Here is a 19,695-nt window from a genome sequence, read left to right on the forward strand (position 1 = left end):
AAATTTTAAAACAACCTGGTCATTCATCGAGGAAGTTCCGATTGACCCATGAGCGTCTCATCTATCGAACGAGCACATTGCCGACCCTCTCGGATTGCCCAAACAACAAGTGACTGACCGCGTCGCATATCCCCAGCAACAAACACTTTTTCACATGAGGTTTTATAGTCATCCGTATTTGACGCGACATTACCGCGAGCATCGAGATCAACCCCCAATGCATACAGCAATCCCTGACGTACTGGATTTACGAATCCCATCGCAAAAAGCACTAGGTCTGCCTTCAGTTCAAATTCGCTACGAGGTACCTCTTGCATTTGCATACGCCCATTATCGCCTTTTACCCACTCAACACGCGCCGCAACCAGTTTAGTCACACGACCCTGTTCACCCTCAAAGCGCTTAGTCGTCACCGACCAATCTCGGGAACATCCCTCTTCATGAGACGAAGATGTCCGTAACTTAATCGGCCAATCAGGCCAAGTGAGGGGACGGTTCTCCTCCTCCGGAGGCATAGGCATCAATTCAAATTGAGTTACCGAAGCTGCCCCCTGACGGTTAGAGGTTCCTACACAATCAGAGCCTGTATCGCCACCGCCAATCACGACAACATGCTTACCTTTGGCGAGAATTTGACTATCCAATCTATCTCCTGCAACGACTCGATTTTGTTGCGGCAAAAACTCCATCGCAAAATGCACCCCTTCAAGCTCTCGACCAGGCACGGACAAATCACGAGGCACCTCAGAGCCACCAGTCAATGCAATAGCATCAAATTCTTTAAGGAGCGCCTGATGACTCACAGTGTTTTGAGATAAGTCAGTAACACCAGGTAGTGGCTCTCCTGGAGATCCCACACAAATGCTGGTACGAAATTCAACGCCCTCTTGCTCCATCTGAGCGACTCGTCGATCAATATGAGTTTTCTCCATCTTGAAGTCTGGTATCCCATATCGAAGTAAGCCCCCAACTCGGTCATTCTTCTCAAACACGACCACGTCGTGCCCGGCTCGAGCAAGTTGCTGTGCACATGCGAGACCTGCCGGACCAGAACCAACCACCGCAACACGCTTGCCAGTCTTATGTTTCGCCGGTTGGGGAACAATCCAACCTTTAATCCAACCTTTGTCCACAATGGCATGCTCGATCGATTTGATTGCAACCGCTGAGTCGTTAATATTAAGCGTACATGCCGCTTCGCACGGCGCAGGGCAAATACGTCCTGTGAATTCCGGGAAATTATTTGTAGAGTGCAATGTTTGGAGCGCAGGTTTCCAATTTTGGCGATAAACCAGATCGTTCCAATCCGGAATAATATTATTTACCGGACAACTACTCTGACAGAACGGTATGCCGCAATCCATGCACCGAGATCCTTGACGCGAAGCCTCATCATCAGAGTGCACAACAACAAATTCGTTATAGTTTTTAAGTCGAGTATCGGCAGGGATACTTGATTCATTTACCCTTCCATGCTCCATAAATCCGTTTGGTTTACCCATCTATGCTGCCTCCCTTTCATTTTTATTGCCCTGAGCACGCTCAGTTAAAGCGCGGTGGTACTCGTGAGGAAACACCTTTATGAATTTACCTCTTGCCACAGACCAATCAGCCAAGATTTCCTTAGCACGTGGACTATTGGTGCGTCTTGCATGCTCCGAGACAAGTTGCTTTAATAAATCTTCATCGCGCATATTTTGGTGTAACGTTTCATCCGACTGCTCACTCGCCAAAGAAATTTTTTCCAGCGTAACCATCGCATGATTACACCTTCTATCAAAGCTACCTTTAGGATCGTAAACATAGGCGATTCCTCCGCTCATTCCCGCAGCAAAGTTTCGCCCGGTGTCACCAAGTACCACAACGGTACCGCCCGTCATATACTCACAACAATGGTCGCCAACCCCTTCTATAACAACCGCTGCACCACTATTTCTTACAGCAAACCGCTCTCCCGCGACACCTGAAAAATAAGCTTCTCCCTCTACGGCACCATAAAGCACGGTATTACCAACGATAATATTTTGATGCGGAACACCAGCAAATTTGTCAGAAGGGTGTATCACAATACGCCCTCCCGAAAGACCTTTACCCACATAATCGTTCGCATCACCTTTAAGATTGAACGTTATGCCACGAGCCAAAAAGACCCCAAAACTTTGACCCGCTGTGCCCTCAAAATTTACAATCACAGTTTCATCTGGCAATCCAGCATGTCCATATCGACTCGCCACTTGATTGGACAGCATGCCCCCCACACTCCGATTCGCATTAATCACCTTACTTGTAATTTGAACAGGAACTTGATTCTCTAGGGCACTCTTTGCCTTATCAATCAGAACATTGTCCAATGCTTTTTCTAGGCCATGGTCTTGGCTCTCGCAATGACGCCTAGCCACCTCATCAGGCATAGCGGGTCGATAAAAAATCTTGGAGAAATCTAACCCTTTTGCTTTCCAATGTTCAACCCCCTTTTTGGTATCAAGCAAATCGGATCGACCGATTATTTCATTGAGGCTACGCACACCCATCTCTGCCATGATCTCTCTCATTTCCTGTGCTACAAAATGGAAAAAATTGATCACGTGTTCAGGTTTACCTGAGAATTTCTTCCTCAAGACGGGGTCCTGAGTTGCGATACCCACCGGGCACGTATTCAGATGGCATTTACGCATCATGATACAGCCCTCCACAACTAATGGCGCTGTCGCAAATCCAAACTCATCTGCTCCGAGTAAAGCTCCAACGATGACATCTCTACCGGTCTTCATTTGGCCATCTACTTGCACAACAATGCGACCTCGAAGCTGATTAAGCACTAGAGTTTGCTGAGTTTCAGACAAACCCAACTCCCACGGGGAACCTGCATGCTTAATCGACGACATCGGAGATGCTCCGGTACCGCCATCGTGTCCAGCAATGACAACGTGGTCCGATTTCGCCTTAGAAACGCCAGCGGCTACTGTTCCAACCCCGACCTCAGAGACGAGTTTGACACTGATCGACGCTTTGGGATTTACGTTTTTAAGGTCATGGATTAACTGCGCCAAATCCTCAATCGAGTAAATATCGTGATGGGGCGGCGGTGAAATAAGTCCGACTCCTGGAACTGAGAATCTGAGCTTTGCTATATATTCTGACACCTTATGCCCAGGTAACTGCCCCCCCTCACCGGGCTTTGCCCCTTGAGCAACCTTAATCTGAATTTGATCGGCATTTGCAAGATATTCCGCCGTTACACCGAATCGCGCTGACGCAACTTGCTTTATTTTTGAGCTGAGCGAATCTCCCTCTTCAAGATCGACATCAGTCACCACAACAGAGCCCAAAATATTTTTCATGCTTGTCTTCGATTTAACTGTTCCGAATCGCCCGGGATCCTCTCCCCCTTCACCCGTGTTTGACTTGCCCCCAATGCGATTCATCGCTATCGCAAGGGTAGTGTGGGCTTCAGTCGAAATGGAGCCCAGCGACATCGCCCCCGTAGCAAAACGCTTAACAAGCTCGGTCCAGGGTTCTACCTCATCTATTGAAATAGGATCCGACAAAGGCTTTATCTCAAAGAGTCCACGCAAAGTCATATGTCGCTGACTTTGCTCGTTAATCATCTGCGCATAATCTCTATAAGTGGAATATTCATTAGTTCTTGTCGCACGCTGTAATGTCGCAATAGAATCTGGTGTCCACATATGCGCTTCGCCACGCACTCGGAAGGCATACTCGCCGCCCGCATCAAGCGCAGATATTAAAGTCGGATCTTTTTTACTGAATGCCCGAACGTGCTCCCTAATAGCTTCCTCAGCAACCTCTTGCAAACCAATGCCTTCAACATTACTCGACGTTCCTGTAAAAAACTGCTCAACAAAATGAGTGCTTAAGCCAATGGCCTCAAAAATTTGCGCGCCGCAGTAAGAATGGTAGGTCGAGATACCCATTTTTGACATAACCTTATGTAAGCCCTTGCCAATCGCCTTAATAAAGTTTTTTTGATTCGTGAAAGACTCCTGATTAAGATCACCCGATATAGTCGCAAGTGTTTCCATCGTCAACCACGGGTGGATCGCTTCCGCGCCGTAGCCGGCGAGCAGGGCAAAATGGTGCACCTCACGGGCCGAACCCGTGCTAACAACAAGACCGGTCTTCGTTCTCAAACCGCTTCGCACCAAATGATTGTGGACACCACTCGTTGCCAACAAAGCTGGGATCGCCACTCTTGCCGAGCCCACAGCACTATCATTCAAAATCAATATCGTCTTACCCTTGTGAACTGCGCGTTCCGCTTGCTCGCAAATCGCATTTAATGCGCGTCCCATACCATCTGGGCCATCGTCCCGAGCAAACGTCGTATCAATAATCTCGCTATCGAATGCCCCATCGGTGAGCTGCCTAATGTTAAGGAGCGCCTCGTAATCCTCAAAGCCTAAGATCGGTTGCGAGACCTCAAGGCGTTTTGTACCTTTCGAATAATCGACTCCCAATAAATTTGGCTTAGGGCCAATATAGGAAATTAACGACATCACCAACTCTTCGCGAATCGGATCGACCGGCGGGTTTGTAACTTGCGCAAACAACTGCTTGAAATAGCTGTAGAGGGATTTATTTTTGTCAGATAGAACGGCAAGCGGAGAGTCATTCCCCATTGAAGCTGTTCCTTCCTGACCTGACTCTGCCATTGGCATCAGAACAAACTTAATATCTTCTTGGGTAAAACCAAAAGACTGCTGAAGATCTAACAGTCCCTGAGCATCTCTGGACACCTTTTGTACTTTAGCAGCATGCAGGTCTGAGAGACGCACTACCGAATCACGCAAAAGCGCCCCATAGTCTCGCTTCGCGATCAAAGTTTCTTTAATTTCCTCGTCGTCAACAATTCGACCTTGATCTGTATCGATCAATAACATCTTTCCAGGCTCTAAGCGCCACTTGTGAGCGATGTTTTCTTCGTCAATCGGCAACACCCCAACCTCAGACGCCAAGATAACTAAGTTATCTTTAGTGACTACATAACGTGCGGGTCTAAAGCCATTGCGGTCCAACGTGGCCCCTATCTGAACGCCATCTGTAAAAGCTACCGCCGCAGGACCATCCCAAGGCTCCATGACAGGCGCATAGTACTCAAAAAAATCTTTGCGTCCCCGACTCATAAGCGCGTTGCCAGACCACGCTTCCGGGATCAATAACATCATGGCCTGTGCAGTGGTATACCCACCCATAACGAGTAACTCCAGCGCATTATCAAAACTAGCCGAATCAGACTGCCCTTCATCAATCAAAGGCCACAATTTGGCAAGATCCTCTCCCATGACTGGCGAGGTTAAGGCTTGCTGTCGCGCTTTCATCCAATTGACATTTCCACGCAACGTATTGAACTCACCATTGTGTCCAATCATCCTGAACGGATGCGCAAGCTCCCAGCTTGGGAACGTGTTCGTGGAGAAACGTTGATGTACTAGAGCTAAAGCGGATGTGAATGTCGGGTTTAAAAGATCTAAATAAAAATCGCCCACTTGGCTCGCAAGCAACATCCCTTTGTAAACGATTGTTCGAGCAGACATTGATGGGAAATAGAAACCACCCGCCCCGACTTCAAACGACGTTGAAACCCCATGTTCAACTTGCTTACGAATCACATAAAGCTTGCGCTCAAAGTCCTGAACACTGCTGCATTTACCGCTGCGGCCAACAAAAATTTGACGAACGACTGGCTCCACATCTCGCGCAGTTTGACTGATTCCCGAATTATCAACGGGAACATCTCGCCACCCAAGAACATCCTGACCCTCAACCTGCATGAACTCTTCTAGGAGGCGCTGTATCTTTGATCGAAGTGCCGTATCCTGAGGCAAAAACACCATACCCACGCCGTAGGCCCCGAGGGGGGGCAATTCGAATCCCAAATCTACACAGCTACGAAAAAAGTCATCTGGAATTTGCACCAAGATACCCGCCCCATCACCTAACAACGGATCAAAACCGGTTGCACCACGATGGGTCAGGTTATCTAAAACCTCCAACGCTTTTTGTACAATACTGTGACTTCTAACGCCTTTGATGTGGACTACAAAGCCAACCCCACACGCATCATGCTCGTTGGCCGGGTGATAAAGCCCTTGAGCAACAGGTTTTACAAACTTAGACACAATCTTGCCTCTCTGAATCTTTGTTATTCCATTAAAACTTTGAGCGTTTCAAAAAATATCCCCAAAGACACCAAATCCGGCTTAGCACCGGATTTGGATAAAACAGCCAATGGTACCGTGATACGAGGTATTTGATCAATATAAGGTAATTTTAGATTAGAAGGGATCCACGTGGAACAACTGTCGATATTCCTTCATCGCATATCGATCCGTCATACCAGCAATGTAGTCAGCAATAGCTCTCGGAGCATCGGTTTTGGCCCGAATTTGATAGCTGGGTGGCAGAAGCCCTACATCCTCGTTAAAAGCCTTAAATAAACCCTGAACCACCCGCTTAGCTTTATCAGCCATTCGTTGAACTTTGTAGTGACGATACATATGCTGATGCAAATACTGCTGCACCTCTCGATGCTTGAGCTCCATTCCCTCACTGAAGCAAATCAGAGCAGGTAACGAACGAACCCCTTCCAAAGAAGGCGGATTAGCTTCTTGAATTAGACGCGCGCTCTCTTGCGTGAGATCAATAACAAAACTGTTCACCGTGCGTCGAATAGCCTCGCTCGCCTTGCGCTCAACATCGATACTCGAGTACTCCCGCGCAACAGCATGCAAATGTTCCCCAAAAACCGGAAGCCCACTCATATGCTGGAGGTCAAGCAAACCGGATCGTAACCCATCGTCAATGTCGTGATTGTTGTAAGCAAGGCCATCCGCCATATTTGCCAACTGAGCCTCCAATGAGGGGCGACGCTTCTCCATAAACCGCATTCCAATCTCTCCAAGATCTTTGGCATTTTTTAATGAACAATGCTTCAAAATCCCTTCTCTCGTCTCAAAACACAGATTTAAACCATCAAACTGAGCGTACCTGTGTTCTAAGCGATCCACGACCCTTAAAGACTGAAGATTATGCTCAAACCCACCATATGCACTCATACTTTCATTTAGTGCGTCCTGACCGCTGTGGCCGAATGGCGTATGGCCCAAATCATGAGCTAACGCAATTGCCTCGACGAGGTCAACATTTAATCTCAGATTATTTGCAATGGATCGTGCGATCTGGGCGACCTCTAAACTATGTGTCAGTCGGGTTCTAAAATGATCTCCCTCATGATTCACAAACACCTGGGTCTTGTACTCAAGCCTGCGAAAGGCCGTGGAATGAATAATTCGATCTCGGTCTCGTTGAAATTCAGTGCGGCCGAAGGCTTTCTCTTCATCAAATTGGCGGCCCGAAGTGACATCCATGGGTACCGCATAGCTGGCAAATACTTCAGCCGACATGCTTAGCGCCCCACCCCATCGAGCACTTCAACAAGCAGCTCCTTGGGGAAGTCTCCAGTAACGTAAGCCTCGCCCAAACTTTTCAATAAAATCAAACGTAATTTGCCGTCGAACACCTTCTTGTCATACCCCATCAATTCTAAGTAACGATCTCGACTTAGATCTGGCGCATCGATCGGCAGTCCAATGCCGCTTAACAACTGCCGTATACGATCCAAATCCGACTGCGCCAAAGATCCCATTAACACCGACAATCGCGACGCAAGTAACATACCGACTGCAACAGCTTCCCCATGCAGCCATGTACCATAACCGAGGCCAGCCTCAATCGCATGACCAAAAGTATGGCCAAAATTCAATAATGCTCTTGATCCTGACTCGGTCTCGTCATCCTCAACAATCTTCGCCTTACTCGCACAACACCTCTCTACCGCATAACCCAACGTATCGAAGTCTCGCTTCATAAGTAGCGTCACATTTTCTTCGAGCCAAACAAAAAAGGCTTCATCCATAATCGCCCCATACTTAACCACTTCGGCTAAGCCCGCCTGGAATTCTCGCTCAGGCAAACTATTCAGCATCTCTAAATCAATTAAGACAGCTTGAGGCTGATAAAAAGAACCAATCAAGTTTTTTCCGGCTGGATGATTAATTGCGGTCTTACCACCTACGGAAGAATCAACCTGCGCCAATAATGTCGTGGGAATTTGCACCAAAGGCACTCCCCGATGATACGTCGCAGCGGCAAACCCAGCCACATCTCCCACAACACCACCGCCTAGAGCGACAATCGTGGTCGACCGATCGACCCGTTTCTCTATCAACTGATCATAGATCGAGGTAAGCGTCTCTTGCGTCTTAAATCTTTCTCCGTCTGGAATTATAATCCGCTCAACTGCAGCACCCCCACTAGAAAAAAATTGGGCGACACGCTCAAAGTAAAGAGGCCCCACCACATCGTTCGTTATCACAACATAACGTCGACTGCGAAATCCGCAAGCGTTCATCAAGTCTTTATTTCGAAAAGAATCTCGTCCAACAAAAATCGGGTACGCTCGGCTTCCGAGCCCTACATTGATCTGCCTATTTTTCATAACCTTAATTACCAACCCAGCTCATTGCGCCCGAGCGTTGATGAGTTCGAGCTCCAGTCTATTTAAAAATGTCTGAAGGTTTGGATCACCAGTTTCAACCACCAAATCCGCTAAGGCAGTATAAATCGGATCTCTGACTTGGAAAAAATCTTTAAGTCTTTCCAAAGGATTCTCTGTATCCAAGAGCGGTCGATTTTTATCTGCTTGCGTTCTCTTCCATAAATCCTCAACCTGGGCCTTCAGGTAAACAACGAATCCAGTCGAGCCCAGTGACTTTCGATTATCGTCTGAAAGAATGGCACCACCACCCGTAGCCAATACGATATTATCCAAAGCCGTAAGGTCTGCTATCACGGCTTGCTCCCGCGCCCGAAAGCCCTCCTCACCCTCATGATGAAAAATCCGGGCAATGGACACTCCTGTTCGTTCTTCTATCACCTGGTCCGAATCAAAAAAACTTTTTCGGGCACGCTTTGCAAGCAGCCGTCCTACGGATGTTTTTCCAGCGCCCATCATGCCTACAAGGTAAATATTGCCTTTAAACGAACTCAATGGCACTTCTGTTGGCTGGGCATGATCATTAATTTTTCCCATTGTTAAATTCTAACCGCTAAGTCATACACTGTACTAACTCTTGTAGGTTTTTTTGCTGACCGCATTAAATAAATAACGCTATATAGTTCTATCTCAGAACCCCCGCATACTATAATCAGCAGTAACTAGACCAAACCAAACGAACTTTAATGCGCTTCAGTACCGTACTCTCTAAACTTTTACTAGTTTGCCTCGGCCTTGGGGTTGTAGGCATTCTTGTTACGACCTTTGCTTTCGTCACCACCTACCCTCAGTTACCTCCTGTAAATAAGCTGACCGATTACCAACCCAAACTACCGCTACGAATTTATAGTCGAGAGGGAATCTTGATCGGCGAATTCGGAGAAGAGCTTCGCGAGTTTATTGGTATCGACTCAGTCCCTCAGTCCCTAAAAGACGCCATCATTGCATCGGAAGATGAACACTTTTGGGAGCATCATGGCATTGACTTCTTGGGAATTGGCAGAGCTGCGTTAGCGAATCTCTCGGCAGGCGGCGCGCGACAAGGTGCTAGCACGATCACCATGCAGGTAGCACGCAATTTCTTTCTTTCGTCAGAGAAAACATTCGCTCGAAAATTCAACGAGGCCCTGTTAGCTATAAAAATTGAGCGCAATCTTACAAAGAACCAAATCCTTGAACTCTATATCAACCAAATTTACCTAGGACGACGGGCCTTCGGATTTGCCGCTGCTTCTAAAGTTTACTTCGGGAAACCCCTGTCACAAGCTTCATTGGCAGAAATATCTATGCTAGCAGGGCTGCCTAAAGCACCCTCAAAATATAACCCCTTGGTAAACCTCAAACGCGCCAAACAAAGACAAGCATATGTACTCAAGCGCATGTCTAGCTTAGGTTTCGTTTCAGATCGAGAGCTTGAAGAAGCGAAAGTTGCAAGACTTGAGCTCTCTTCTGTACGTGTAAACCCCAGCAGACACTCTGAATTTTTCGTTGAAATGGTTCGACAGGCATTAACTGAACAATACGGCAAAGAAGCCTACACGCGGGGATTAAACGTACACACCACACTTTCAGTCGAACATCAAGAAGCCGGCTTTCGAGCATTGAAAAATGGATTAGAGGCGCACGACCAAAGAGAAGGGTATCGTGGGCCAATAGCAACAATTGATATCCGAGCAAGAGTAAATGATGACACGCTTGAAGAGGTCCTAGATGACCTCGAAAGGTTTGAAGACCTAAATCCTGCAGTTGTCGTTGATATCACGTCATCTACGATTAAAGCGTATACGAAAGATGTTGGTTTCGTCACCTTAAGTGATAAAGGAACACAATTCGGCTCATTGGACCTCTTAGTCGGATCTGAGTCAGTTTCGCCATTAAAAAAGGGTGATCTGATTTATATACGTAAAAATAATAATGGGTTCTGGCTTCTGAGCCAACTACCCCTTGCCGAAGGTGCGGTTGTTTCAATTGATTCCGACACTGGGGCGATTTATGCTCTAGTAGGTGGATACAACTTCTATCGAAATGAGTTTAATCATGTAACACAAGCCAGGAGACAGCCAGGGTCTAGCTTTAAGCCTTTTATTTATTCCGCGGCCTTAGAACGAGGATTCACTCCAGGCACTATAATTGACGATGCTCCCCTTCAAATTGATGGTTGGGCCCCACAAAATGTCGATGAAGAATTCGCTGGCCCAATTAGCCTTCGTGACGCGTTAGCCAAATCTAAGAACTTAGTAGCCATTCGTATACTGCAGGCCATAACGCCAAACTACGCTCGTAACTTTTTAAGTCGATTCGGATTCAACCCGAAACACCATCCGCCCAACTTGACTATGGCATTAGGGGCCGGCTCAACCACCCCACTTGAAATGGCTCGAGGTTATGCCGTTTTTGCCAATGGTGGTTATTTAGTGGAACCTCACTTTATTACGCGCATCGAGGACATCGAAGGCAATCTATTATTCAAACCAAAATCAAGACAAACAAAAACAACATCAGATCCAATGATCGATGCACGGAATGTCTTTACGATGAATTCTCTTTTGCAGGGTGTTATTCAGAATGGGACAGGCATGCGCGCACAATACTTGGGGCGAAAAGATTTAGCAGGGAAAACTGGTACTACAAATGACAACATCGATGCTTGGTTCGCGGGTTTTCAACGTCGTATCGTTGCCATTACTTGGGTCGGAAAGGACCAACCTGAATCACTTGGCTATAATGAGACTGGCTCAAAAGTTGCATTGCCGATCTGGATTGATTACATGAAAGTGGCGCTCAAAAGAATTCCACAAGAGGAGCCTCCTACTCCACCTGGAGGCATTCGATCGGTACTGATTAATCCGACTACAGGATTACCCACTGACAAAGATGGGGTGCTGGAATATTTTTACGATGAGAATGCTCCGAGTGAGGATTCGGTAATCTTCTTCTAGAGCTTAATATCGAAACGAACTACTTGGTACCCAAAAGAACCTTTGCCGCGTCCAGTGCAAAATAAGTTAATACGCCATCCGCACCCGCCCGTTTGAATGACAACAAGGCCTCCATCATGCAGGACGTCTCGTCCAGCCATCCATTAGCAAAAGCCGCCTTAAGCATGGCGTACTCACCACTCACTTGATACGCAAAGGTAGGGACACTAAATTGTTGTTTGACTCGAGTGATAACGTCTAAGTACGGCAAACCAGGTTTAACCATTACCATATCGGCACCTTCCTGAAGATCCAGACCAACCTCCCAGAGGGCCTCATCGGAATTAGCAGGGTCTATTTGATATGTTTCCTTATTACTTTTACCTAAATTGTTCGATGAGCCGACCGCGTCCCTAAATGGCCCATAAAAACTCGAAGCAAATTTCGCCGCATAAGCTAATATGCGTACTCGATCAAATCCATTTTCATCAAGTGCCTGCCGAATAGCACCGATGCGGCCATCCATCATGTCTGAGGGCGCTAAAACATCAACCCCGGCAGCGGCATGACTTAGCGCTTGCTGGATCAGAACCTCAACAGTTTCATCATTAAGCACGTAACCCGCCTCATTGACCAAACCATCTTGGCCATGGCTCGTGTATGGATCAAGCGCCACATCAGTAATCACGCCCAATTCCGGGAAATTACGCTTAAGCAAGGTGACCACTCTAGGTATCAATCCTTGATCAGAATAAGCCTCCTCGGCTAGTGGCGTTTTAAGCTCCTGATCAATCACGGGAAACAGTGCAATTGCAGGTATGCCCATAGAAACACATTGCTCCGCAACGTTTAATAGCAGATCCGGGGTATAACGCAAGACTCCCGGCATAGACTGAATCGTCTGCGTTTTATTTTCGCCATCAAATACAAATGCGGGATAAATAAGATCATCAACAGTTAAACGATTCTCACGAATAAGCCTTCGCGAAAAATCATCCCTTCTATTTCGTCTCATTCGACGATGAGGAAAGCGACCTAACACGTTTACACTCACCTTTAACCTCCAAAAAGTGCAATAAAATTAGAATCAGCGCACAAGCCTAACTTAACCACTGAATCAGTTTCGCTCTAGCTTCATCCAAACCGGCTTTACTCAGGCTTGAAAAAACTTGGACAGTAACTTGCGCATATTGACCGACAAGTATATCGGATACCTCTCGTAACTTTTTCTGGACCTCAGCCCGAATAAGCTTGTCAGATTTGGTCAGCAATACGTGAATCGGCTTGCCCGTCATAGAAAACCACTCGACCAGCTGCTCATCAAGCAATGTTGGCGCATGGCGAATGTCCATCACTGCAAACAACCCTCGAATCTGGTGCCTTTTCGAAAGATAAGTGGTGAGCTCCCGTGCCCAAGCATTCCTCATGTCCTCCGAGACTCTTGCATACCCATATCCCGGCAAATCAACAATAAATCGATCCTCGGTTACCTTAAAGAAATTCAGCAGTCGCGTTCGGCCCGGCAACTTACTCGTATGAGCCAGTTTTTTTTGATTCGTGATTACGTTAATCGCACTTGACTTACCAGCATTCGAGCGACCAGCAAAAACCACCTCGCCACAATCATCATCAGGAATTTGATGATATTTCTCGAAAGACTTCCAGTACTGAGCATTTTGAACAACTAAAGACATAAACACCGTCACAGATAAAATTTAGGCGCGCATCATAGCTTAATGGCGATAGGATCACCAAAAAGAATAGCTCTAACTAGGTATTTGTTAGCACCAATGTGCCTTTTTTACCCTTTTCTTCGCTACTATTCGACAAGGCTGAGATGGCTTCACTCGATATGCTTCAAAAAAAGCAAGTTTAAACTCGCCATTTGTCATCAGCACACTTTAAAGGCTTCCTCGGCGATATCAAGCGTTGTTTGGATATCTTGATCGGTATGCGCAGAAGACACAAACCCAGCTTCAAATGCTGATGGCGCTAAGTTAACACCCCGATCCAGCATGGCATGAAAAAAACGATTAAATCGTTCTCGATCACAACCCATCACGGCGTCAAAGGTCTGTGGCACTTGATCAGTAAAATACATACCAAACATACCACCAACATGAGCAGCACAAAATGGAATGGCGGCTGACCTCGCGCGCTCCGCTATTCCAAGGACTAACTGACGCGTCTTTGCTTCAAGCGATTCAAAAAACCCCTCTTGGCTTATTAAGTCTAACGTTGCCAATCCCGCGGCTACCGAAACGGGATTACCCGATAATGTGCCAGCCTGATATACCGGTCCAGTTGGCGCTAACATTTGCATCACCTCTCTCCGACCACCAAAGGCTCCCATCGGCAAGCCACCGCCGATCACCTTGCCCAGAGTAGTGATGTCGGGGTTGATTCCATATAGTCCCTGAGCCCCTTTTGGACCCACTCTGAAGCCAGTCATGACCTCATCAAAAATCAACAAAGCTCCATATTGGGTACATAGCTCACGAATTCGCTCTAAAAACCGTACGTCCCCCACCACAAGGTTCATATTGCCTGCGATTGGTTCAATAATCACTGCAGCAACCTCATGACCTACCCGATTAAATGTTTCCTCAAGCGTACTCGTCTTGTTGTAATCGAGAACAACTGTTTGCGATACCAACTCTGGCGGAACCCCGGCCGAACTCGGCTGACCAAACGTCAAAGCTCCGGAACCTGCTTTAACCAGCAACGAATCTGAATGACCGTGGTAACACCCCTCAAACTTTATGATCTTAGGTTTTTCGGTGTAGCCGCGAGCCAGTCTTACCGCGCTCATCGTCGCTTCTGTACCAGAGCTTACCAACCGCACTTGCTCCATTGAAGGAAGCGCCTCGATAAGGCGCTCCGCTAGGGTTACTTCTCCCAATGTTGGAGCACCAAAACTAAGTCCTTTTTCTGCCGCCTCTTTTACCGCACGCACAATCGAAGGATGCGCGTGCCCGGCGATCATCGGACCCCACGATCCAACATAGTCAATATACACGTTCCCCTCAGCATCAAATATCCTACTGCCTTCACCTTTTACAATCGTTTTAGGCGTACCCCCAACAGACCCAAATGCTCGAACCGGAGAATTTACTCCCCCTGGGATTACTTCTTTCGCACGCTCAAATGACACCAAGTTACTCGACGACATAAACTACCCTTTTGACCTAATTTGAATCCGTTTTATATTGATAAAGCTTATCCATTCTCGCGCTCGAGACTCCACATCATCTGCTCCGAATAAACCATTAATAACAGCCAAGGCGGAGGTCCCTTCTATCAATAACTCTTCAGCGTTATTGAGGTTGACTCCACCGATAGCAACAACGGGTATTTTAATTCCATACGTCCTGACCAACCCAAGAATATCAAGCGAAACAGGCGTCGCTGATGACTTCGACAATGAAGGAAAAAACGCCCCAAAAGCGAGATAATCAGCACCTCTTTCTTGCATCTCAAGTGCTATCTCCAAATTATCGTAACACGACACTCCGATTATCTTTTTAGGGCCAAGAATACCTCTCGCGACCTCAAGAGCCGCATCTTCCCTGCCAATATGCACACCTCGAGCGCTAACCTCGTTTGCTAAATGAGGATCATCATTAATGATCAGAGAGCCGCCCGATGATTCAATAATATCGTTTAGCCTCTGCGCAACAAGACGCCGCTGATCCCGCGTGCTGACCTTATTCCGATATTGAAACAGCCGAATACCTCCACTCAGCGCTTGCTCTACTAAAGAAGTTAATCGGCCTAAATCATCGATATCAGGCGTAATCGCGTAGATTCCTGACTTAAATATATCCATGACTTCGTTCTTCATCATTTGCCTTTGTTACGATTTGGAATCAGTTGGCCGCCCCCGATCCGATAACCGCTCTCCAGACTATTCCAGGTGAACTGCTGCGCCTTAAAAACCGCATCAATGACGCTTGAGCCGTTAGCGAGGTATCCTGAAATCGCGGATGCCAAAGTACATCCAGATCCATGATACTCTCCGGCAAGTCGGGGCCAAGTCCATGAGTCAACGAATCCCGATTCATCATACAACCTATTTTCGACGTCTCTACTATCCGCATGAGCGCCCGTTACCAGCACAAACTTTGCACCAGCCTTGACCAGTCGCAAAGCGCGCTCGTCATTTGATGCCTGTTCTAAGCTTGCGTCCACAGCGCCCACCAACACCTCGAGCTCTTTAGTGTTCGGGGTGACAATCAACGAGCGTGGCAATAACTCCTTGATTACTTGCTGAGCCAAATGACTCGAAACAAATTGATACCCTCCCCCCGCACTCAATACTGGATCGAAGATTATTGGCTTGTCCGGGAATTGTTTCAATGCCGCAATAATTTCTTGTAGCACGTCGGCATTTGGAATCATCCCAATCTTGAAAGCATCCACCTCGATATCGAGCAACAAAGTGCGAACCTGGTCCCGAATCAAATCAGAACCAACTGGAAAGACTGCCAATACGTCTCGCGTATTCTGAATTGTAATGGAGGTGATAACGGTAAGAGGATGACAATCAAGCTGAGCCACAGTAAGTACATCCGCCTGCAGTCCTGCCCCACTCGTTGGATCAGATCCTGAGAAAAACAACACCACAGGCTTACGTCTAGTCATAAATTTATGCTCTGCTTATGTTTGATTTAGAATGCTACTTGAAGTGAACCAATTTTTAACCTTAGTTTTCACAAAATATCTAATGAGTCAAGAAAATAACAACGCTTTTAAGACCTACATGTGCTTAATCTGTGGCTTTATTTACGATGAAGAAGCCGGCTGCCCTGATGAAGGTCTCGCGCCAGGGACCCGCTGGGAAGATATTCCCGTAAACTGGGTTTGCCCAGAGTGCGATGCACGAAAAGAAGACTTTGAACTGGTTGAAATTTAAAGGACGCACTTCATGAGAATGCTCCACACCATGATTAGGGTTGGCGATCTGGATCGTTCCATACAGTTTTACACTGAGGTGCTTGGAATGAATTTGATTCGCCGAGTGGATTATCCGGGCGGACGATTCACAAATGCATTCGTTGGTTACGGCCCCGAATCGGAGACTGCAGTTCTAGAACTCACGCACAATTGGGATACCACGTCTTATGATTTGGGAAATGCATATGGTCATGTTGCGCTAGGCGTGCCCAATGCCTACGAAGCTTGTGACAAAGTGAAGGCGCGGGGTGGTCGAGTAACGCGCGAGGCTGGACCAATGAAACACGGGGCCACTGTGATTGCGTTTATAGAAGATCCGGATGGCTACAAAATTGAATTGATTGAGCGAGAGTAATGCGGTTAGGTCTGCGAAATAATATTGGATAAACGGACATAATCATCCACCGATAAAGTTTCAGGCCTTTGATCTGGATCAATAGCAGCACATTCTAATTGCTTCTCTGAAACAATTCCCCTCAGAGCATTGCGCAGTGTTTTGCGCCTTTTAGAAAATGCCCCGAACACAATGCGCCGAAAGGTCAATCGATCCACATCATAAGCATTGATCCTTGGCCTTAGATACAAAATTGAAGACCAAACTTTAGGCTTAGGATCAAATGCTTCGGGTGAAACATCAAATAACTTCTCGATCTCCCAACCAAGCTGCATCATAATGCTTAACTTTCCATAGCTAGATGACCCCGGACTAGCAACCAGTCGGTCAACTACCTCTCGTTGCAACATAAACATTGCATCTTTGATGCTGTTCATGCCGGCATCTATATGAAATAGAATGGGCGTCGAAATATGGTAAGGCAAATTTCCTAAAAGTCTTAACGAAGAGCCCAAATCTGCCAAATCAATATCGAGGCAATCGGCCTCTAGAACTTTCAAACGATCGTCTGAGAATTTTGATTGCAAATATTGAACTGCATCCCGATCCACTTCAATTGCGGTCAATCTGGGAATTTTTTTTAATACCTCATTTGTGAGCGCACCGTACCCTGGACCAATTTCAATAACGACATCTGCAGCAGAAAAATTACCTGCTTCCACAATGTCTGCGACAACGCGACCATCGCGTAAAAAGTTTTGACTAAATCTTTTTTTCGCAACTTGAGATGCCATCCAACGGATCAGTTAACGTATTTAATGAAAGTGGTATCTCGGACCTCGCGAATCCACTCTTCAAACCGAAACGCAAGTTTTTTTTGCATGAGCGCCTGCCGTGCTACTTCTATTTGTCGGGCCTCAGAGACATCAGAATCCCGTCGATCGAGCACCTCGATTAAGTGATAACCAAATTGAGTTCTCACTAGCTCACTAACTTCGCCGATAGCAAGTCGTGCTAATGCTTGCTCAAACTCAGGAACGGTCTCACCTGGCATTAACCAGTTGAGAACACCACCATTTGACCCACTCGGATCATCAGACGTTAACTTAGCAAGCGTCTCAAAATCCTCACCGCCGATCACAACCCTATTACGAACCTCGGTCGCTTTAATCAGCGCGTCCTCATCAGACACTATCCTATCAACACGGAAAAGAATGTGGCGTGCTAGAGTTTGTTGAACGATTATTTGTGCATCACGGCCTCTTTTATCCAAAAGATAAACGATATGAAAACCGTTGGAGCTGCGCAGTACGTCACTTCTTTGGCCAATTCTCATCTTACTCAAAGCTTGAATAAATAAGTCCGGTAGATTCGATTGGTCTCTCCAACCCATGACGCCACCCTCCAACGCATCTGTAGCGTCTGACAGTTCTGCAGCAACTTGCCTAAAATCTACACCCTCATCAATTTTGGAAATAGCCTCCGCAACATTATCCTGAGCTTTCCTGAGGTCTTCTGGCGTGGCATTCTCCGCGATCGCAATTAGAATATGTGCAATCAAAGACTCATTCTGTTCCGATATGCCAGTTTCCATTTGATCTAAATAAGACTTGATCTCGGAATCGTTAACGATCAACTTTGCCTCAACTTCTCTGCGTCGCAATTTTAAAATTTTTGTCTCATCAACAATGGTCTCCCTTAGGCGTTTACCGCTCAAGTCATTTTGCTCGATTGCCCTTATATAATCTTCCACTGATGAATTGTTTTGTTGCGCGATCCGCTGAAGCGCTCGCCCAACCTCATCATCAGAAACTCGGATCCCAGTTCGATCCGCCAGGTTCGTAAGAACCTTGCGCGTAATGATACGCTCGAGCACTTGCTGCCGGAGATATATCAAATCCGGAGCAGAAGCCCCAGAATTCACTAAGCTCTGACGAGTTAAGGTAATTTCCTTATTAAGCTCCAACTCAGTGATAACTCCATCACCTACAATTGCAACGACTCTATCAAGAGGGATAGTGTCCTCTCCGAAAACTGAAGTACTTATAAAAAAAAATAAAAAAAACTTAAATAAGAAATTCATAAAAATATCTCAATTAAAAAAATGGAACATAATAAATAACTTATTGACTTGAGTAGCCGCCGATTCTATCCCGAAGGGCGCCAACTGCATTGCTGCCAACACGTGTAATGCCTTTTAATTCCAACTGAACGAAAAAGCTCGTCGCATAAAGATCGCTGCCGACCAAATCTTGGCCTGTTAAAAGCCGATTTGCAACAAGTCTAAAGGCCCAACAACCTTTTTTGTACTCTAACCCCACAACTCCCTCAATGAGCTTCCCAGAATCCTTCGCGTAATTCCAACGGCCTGCGCCTCCCCAACGTCCTTTTATGGGCCACTGTCCTGACACATCAAACTGCTCGTGTGTATCGCGTGCACGCCGATACCCGAAGTTAAATACTTTCCCTTCCTCCGGCTTATATTGAAGCCGATGATCCGAATTGATCATTACATCAAGCACTGCATTGTATTGCAGCAACATATCAGCACTCCACCCTTGACTTATCCGCCCTCTACCGGCTAAAAGAATATTGGACCTGCTGCCATTTCTTGGGGTGTGAGTGTCGTCAAGTAAAACCAATTCCTCATCAAGGTGTAAACGTTGCGCAGCCGCAAACTGAAATCGCTCGACACCGCTTTCAGTATCTACAAATTGACTGGTCAAACCCACAGTTAATTGGTCGGCGTCATTGATCCGGTCACCTCCAGAAAAGATATTCTCCGAATGAATTTGCGCTAAACTAAAGTCAGACAGTCCCGTATCCAATAGAGGTAAATTACGCTGATCCTTAAAAGGCGCGTGCACATAAAAAATTTGAGGTACAAGGGTTTGTGTTAAAGCCGTACCCGA

16 protein-coding genes are annotated in these 19,695 nt (G+C 46.6%); 3 read left to right on the plus strand and 13 right to left on the minus strand.

The window, feature by feature from the left end; all coding sequences use genetic code 11:
• Nucleotides 1-23 precede the first annotated feature (23 nt).
• The 5 genes from O3A65_07615 to O3A65_07635 all read right to left on the minus strand — a co-directional run bounded on the left by O3A65_07615 (nt 24) and on the right by O3A65_07635 (nt 9,112).
• On the minus strand, nt 24-1,502 hold the full coding sequence (locus O3A65_07615; protein MDA1332330.1) for a glutamate synthase subunit beta: 1,479 nt from the start codon (nt 1,500-1,502) through the stop codon (nt 24-26).
• A complete protein-coding gene (locus O3A65_07620; protein MDA1332331.1) occupies nt 1,503-6,140 on the minus strand; it encodes a glutamate synthase-related protein in 4,638 nt (1,545 codons plus the stop codon).
• Between the two features lie 156 nt (nt 6,141-6,296).
• Complete coding sequence (locus tag O3A65_07625) at nt 6,297-7,424, minus strand: deoxyguanosinetriphosphate triphosphohydrolase (GenBank protein MDA1332332.1); 1,128 nt, start codon at nt 7,422-7,424, stop codon at nt 6,297-6,299.
• A 2-nt stretch (nt 7,425-7,426) separates the two neighbouring features.
• A complete protein-coding gene (gene aroB, locus O3A65_07630; protein MDA1332333.1) occupies nt 7,427-8,518 on the minus strand; it encodes a 3-dehydroquinate synthase in 1,092 nt (363 codons plus the stop codon).
• Nucleotides 8,519-8,539: 21 nt separating this feature from the next.
• On the minus strand, nt 8,540-9,112 hold the full coding sequence (locus O3A65_07635; protein MDA1332334.1) for a shikimate kinase: 573 nt from the start codon (nt 9,110-9,112) through the stop codon (nt 8,540-8,542).
• 149 nt (nt 9,113-9,261) lie between these two features.
• Between O3A65_07635 and O3A65_07640 the strand changes: the two genes are divergently transcribed.
• On the plus strand, nt 9,262-11,514 hold the full coding sequence (locus O3A65_07640; protein ID MDA1332335.1) for a penicillin-binding protein 1A: 2,253 nt from the start codon (nt 9,262-9,264) through the stop codon (nt 11,512-11,514).
• Between the two features lie 19 nt (nt 11,515-11,533).
• Here the strand turns inward: O3A65_07640 and hemB are convergent, their stop codons facing one another.
• The 5 genes from hemB to O3A65_07665 all read right to left on the minus strand — a co-directional run bounded on the left by hemB (nt 11,534) and on the right by O3A65_07665 (nt 16,137).
• Nucleotides 11,534-12,508 (minus strand): porphobilinogen synthase, encoded by a 975-nt coding sequence (hemB, locus tag O3A65_07645; protein MDA1332336.1) that lies wholly within the window; start codon nt 12,506-12,508, stop codon nt 11,534-11,536.
• Nucleotides 12,509-12,593: 85 nt separating this feature from the next.
• Entirely contained in the window at nt 12,594-13,187 is a 594-nt protein-coding gene (gene yihA, locus O3A65_07650; protein ID MDA1332337.1) for a ribosome biogenesis GTP-binding protein YihA/YsxC, read from the minus strand.
• A 197-nt stretch (nt 13,188-13,384) separates the two neighbouring features.
• A complete protein-coding gene (gene hemL / locus O3A65_07655) occupies nt 13,385-14,665 on the minus strand; it encodes a glutamate-1-semialdehyde 2,1-aminomutase (GenBank protein MDA1332338.1) in 1,281 nt (426 codons plus the stop codon).
• A gap of 3 nt (nt 14,666-14,668) precedes the next feature.
• Nucleotides 14,669-15,340, minus strand: coding sequence for a thiamine phosphate synthase (gene thiE / locus O3A65_07660; protein ID MDA1332339.1), 672 nt, complete (start codon nt 15,338-15,340; stop codon nt 14,669-14,671).
• Nucleotides 15,337-16,137 carry a hydroxymethylpyrimidine/phosphomethylpyrimidine kinase gene (locus tag O3A65_07665; GenBank protein MDA1332340.1) on the minus strand — a complete coding sequence of 267 codons (801 nt, stop codon included), beginning with the start codon at nt 16,135-16,137 and terminating at the stop codon, nt 15,337-15,339. The genes thiE and O3A65_07665 overlap by 4 nt, the downstream gene beginning before the upstream one ends.
• A gap of 82 nt (nt 16,138-16,219) precedes the next feature.
• Here O3A65_07665 and O3A65_07670 point away from each other — a divergent pair, with 82 nt between their 5' ends.
• Nucleotides 16,220-16,408: a rubredoxin gene (locus tag O3A65_07670; protein ID MDA1332341.1), complete on the plus strand. Its 189-nt coding sequence runs from the start codon at nt 16,220-16,222 to the stop codon at nt 16,406-16,408.
• Nucleotides 16,409-16,420: 12 nt separating this feature from the next.
• Complete coding sequence (gloA, locus tag O3A65_07675) at nt 16,421-16,804, plus strand: lactoylglutathione lyase (protein MDA1332342.1); 384 nt, start codon at nt 16,421-16,423, stop codon at nt 16,802-16,804.
• Between the two features lie 5 nt (nt 16,805-16,809).
• Here the strand turns inward: gloA and rsmA are convergent, their stop codons facing one another.
• The 3 genes from rsmA to O3A65_07690 form a co-directional block, all read right to left on the minus strand.
• Nucleotides 16,810-17,577 (minus strand): 16S rRNA (adenine(1518)-N(6)/adenine(1519)-N(6))-dimethyltransferase RsmA, encoded by a 768-nt coding sequence (gene rsmA, locus O3A65_07680; protein ID MDA1332343.1) that lies wholly within the window; start codon nt 17,575-17,577, stop codon nt 16,810-16,812.
• Between the two features lie 8 nt (nt 17,578-17,585).
• Complete coding sequence (locus O3A65_07685; protein MDA1332344.1) at nt 17,586-18,866, minus strand: peptidylprolyl isomerase; 1,281 nt, start codon at nt 18,864-18,866, stop codon at nt 17,586-17,588.
• 40 nt (nt 18,867-18,906) lie between these two features.
• A partial coding sequence (locus tag O3A65_07690; GenBank protein MDA1332345.1) for an LPS-assembly protein LptD occupies nt 18,907-19,695 on the minus strand: 789 nt, incomplete at its 5' end.

Source organism: Pseudomonadota bacterium (assembly GCA_027624715.1).
GTDB lineage: Bacteria > Pseudomonadota > Gammaproteobacteria > Burkholderiales > Eutrophovitaceae > Eutrophovita.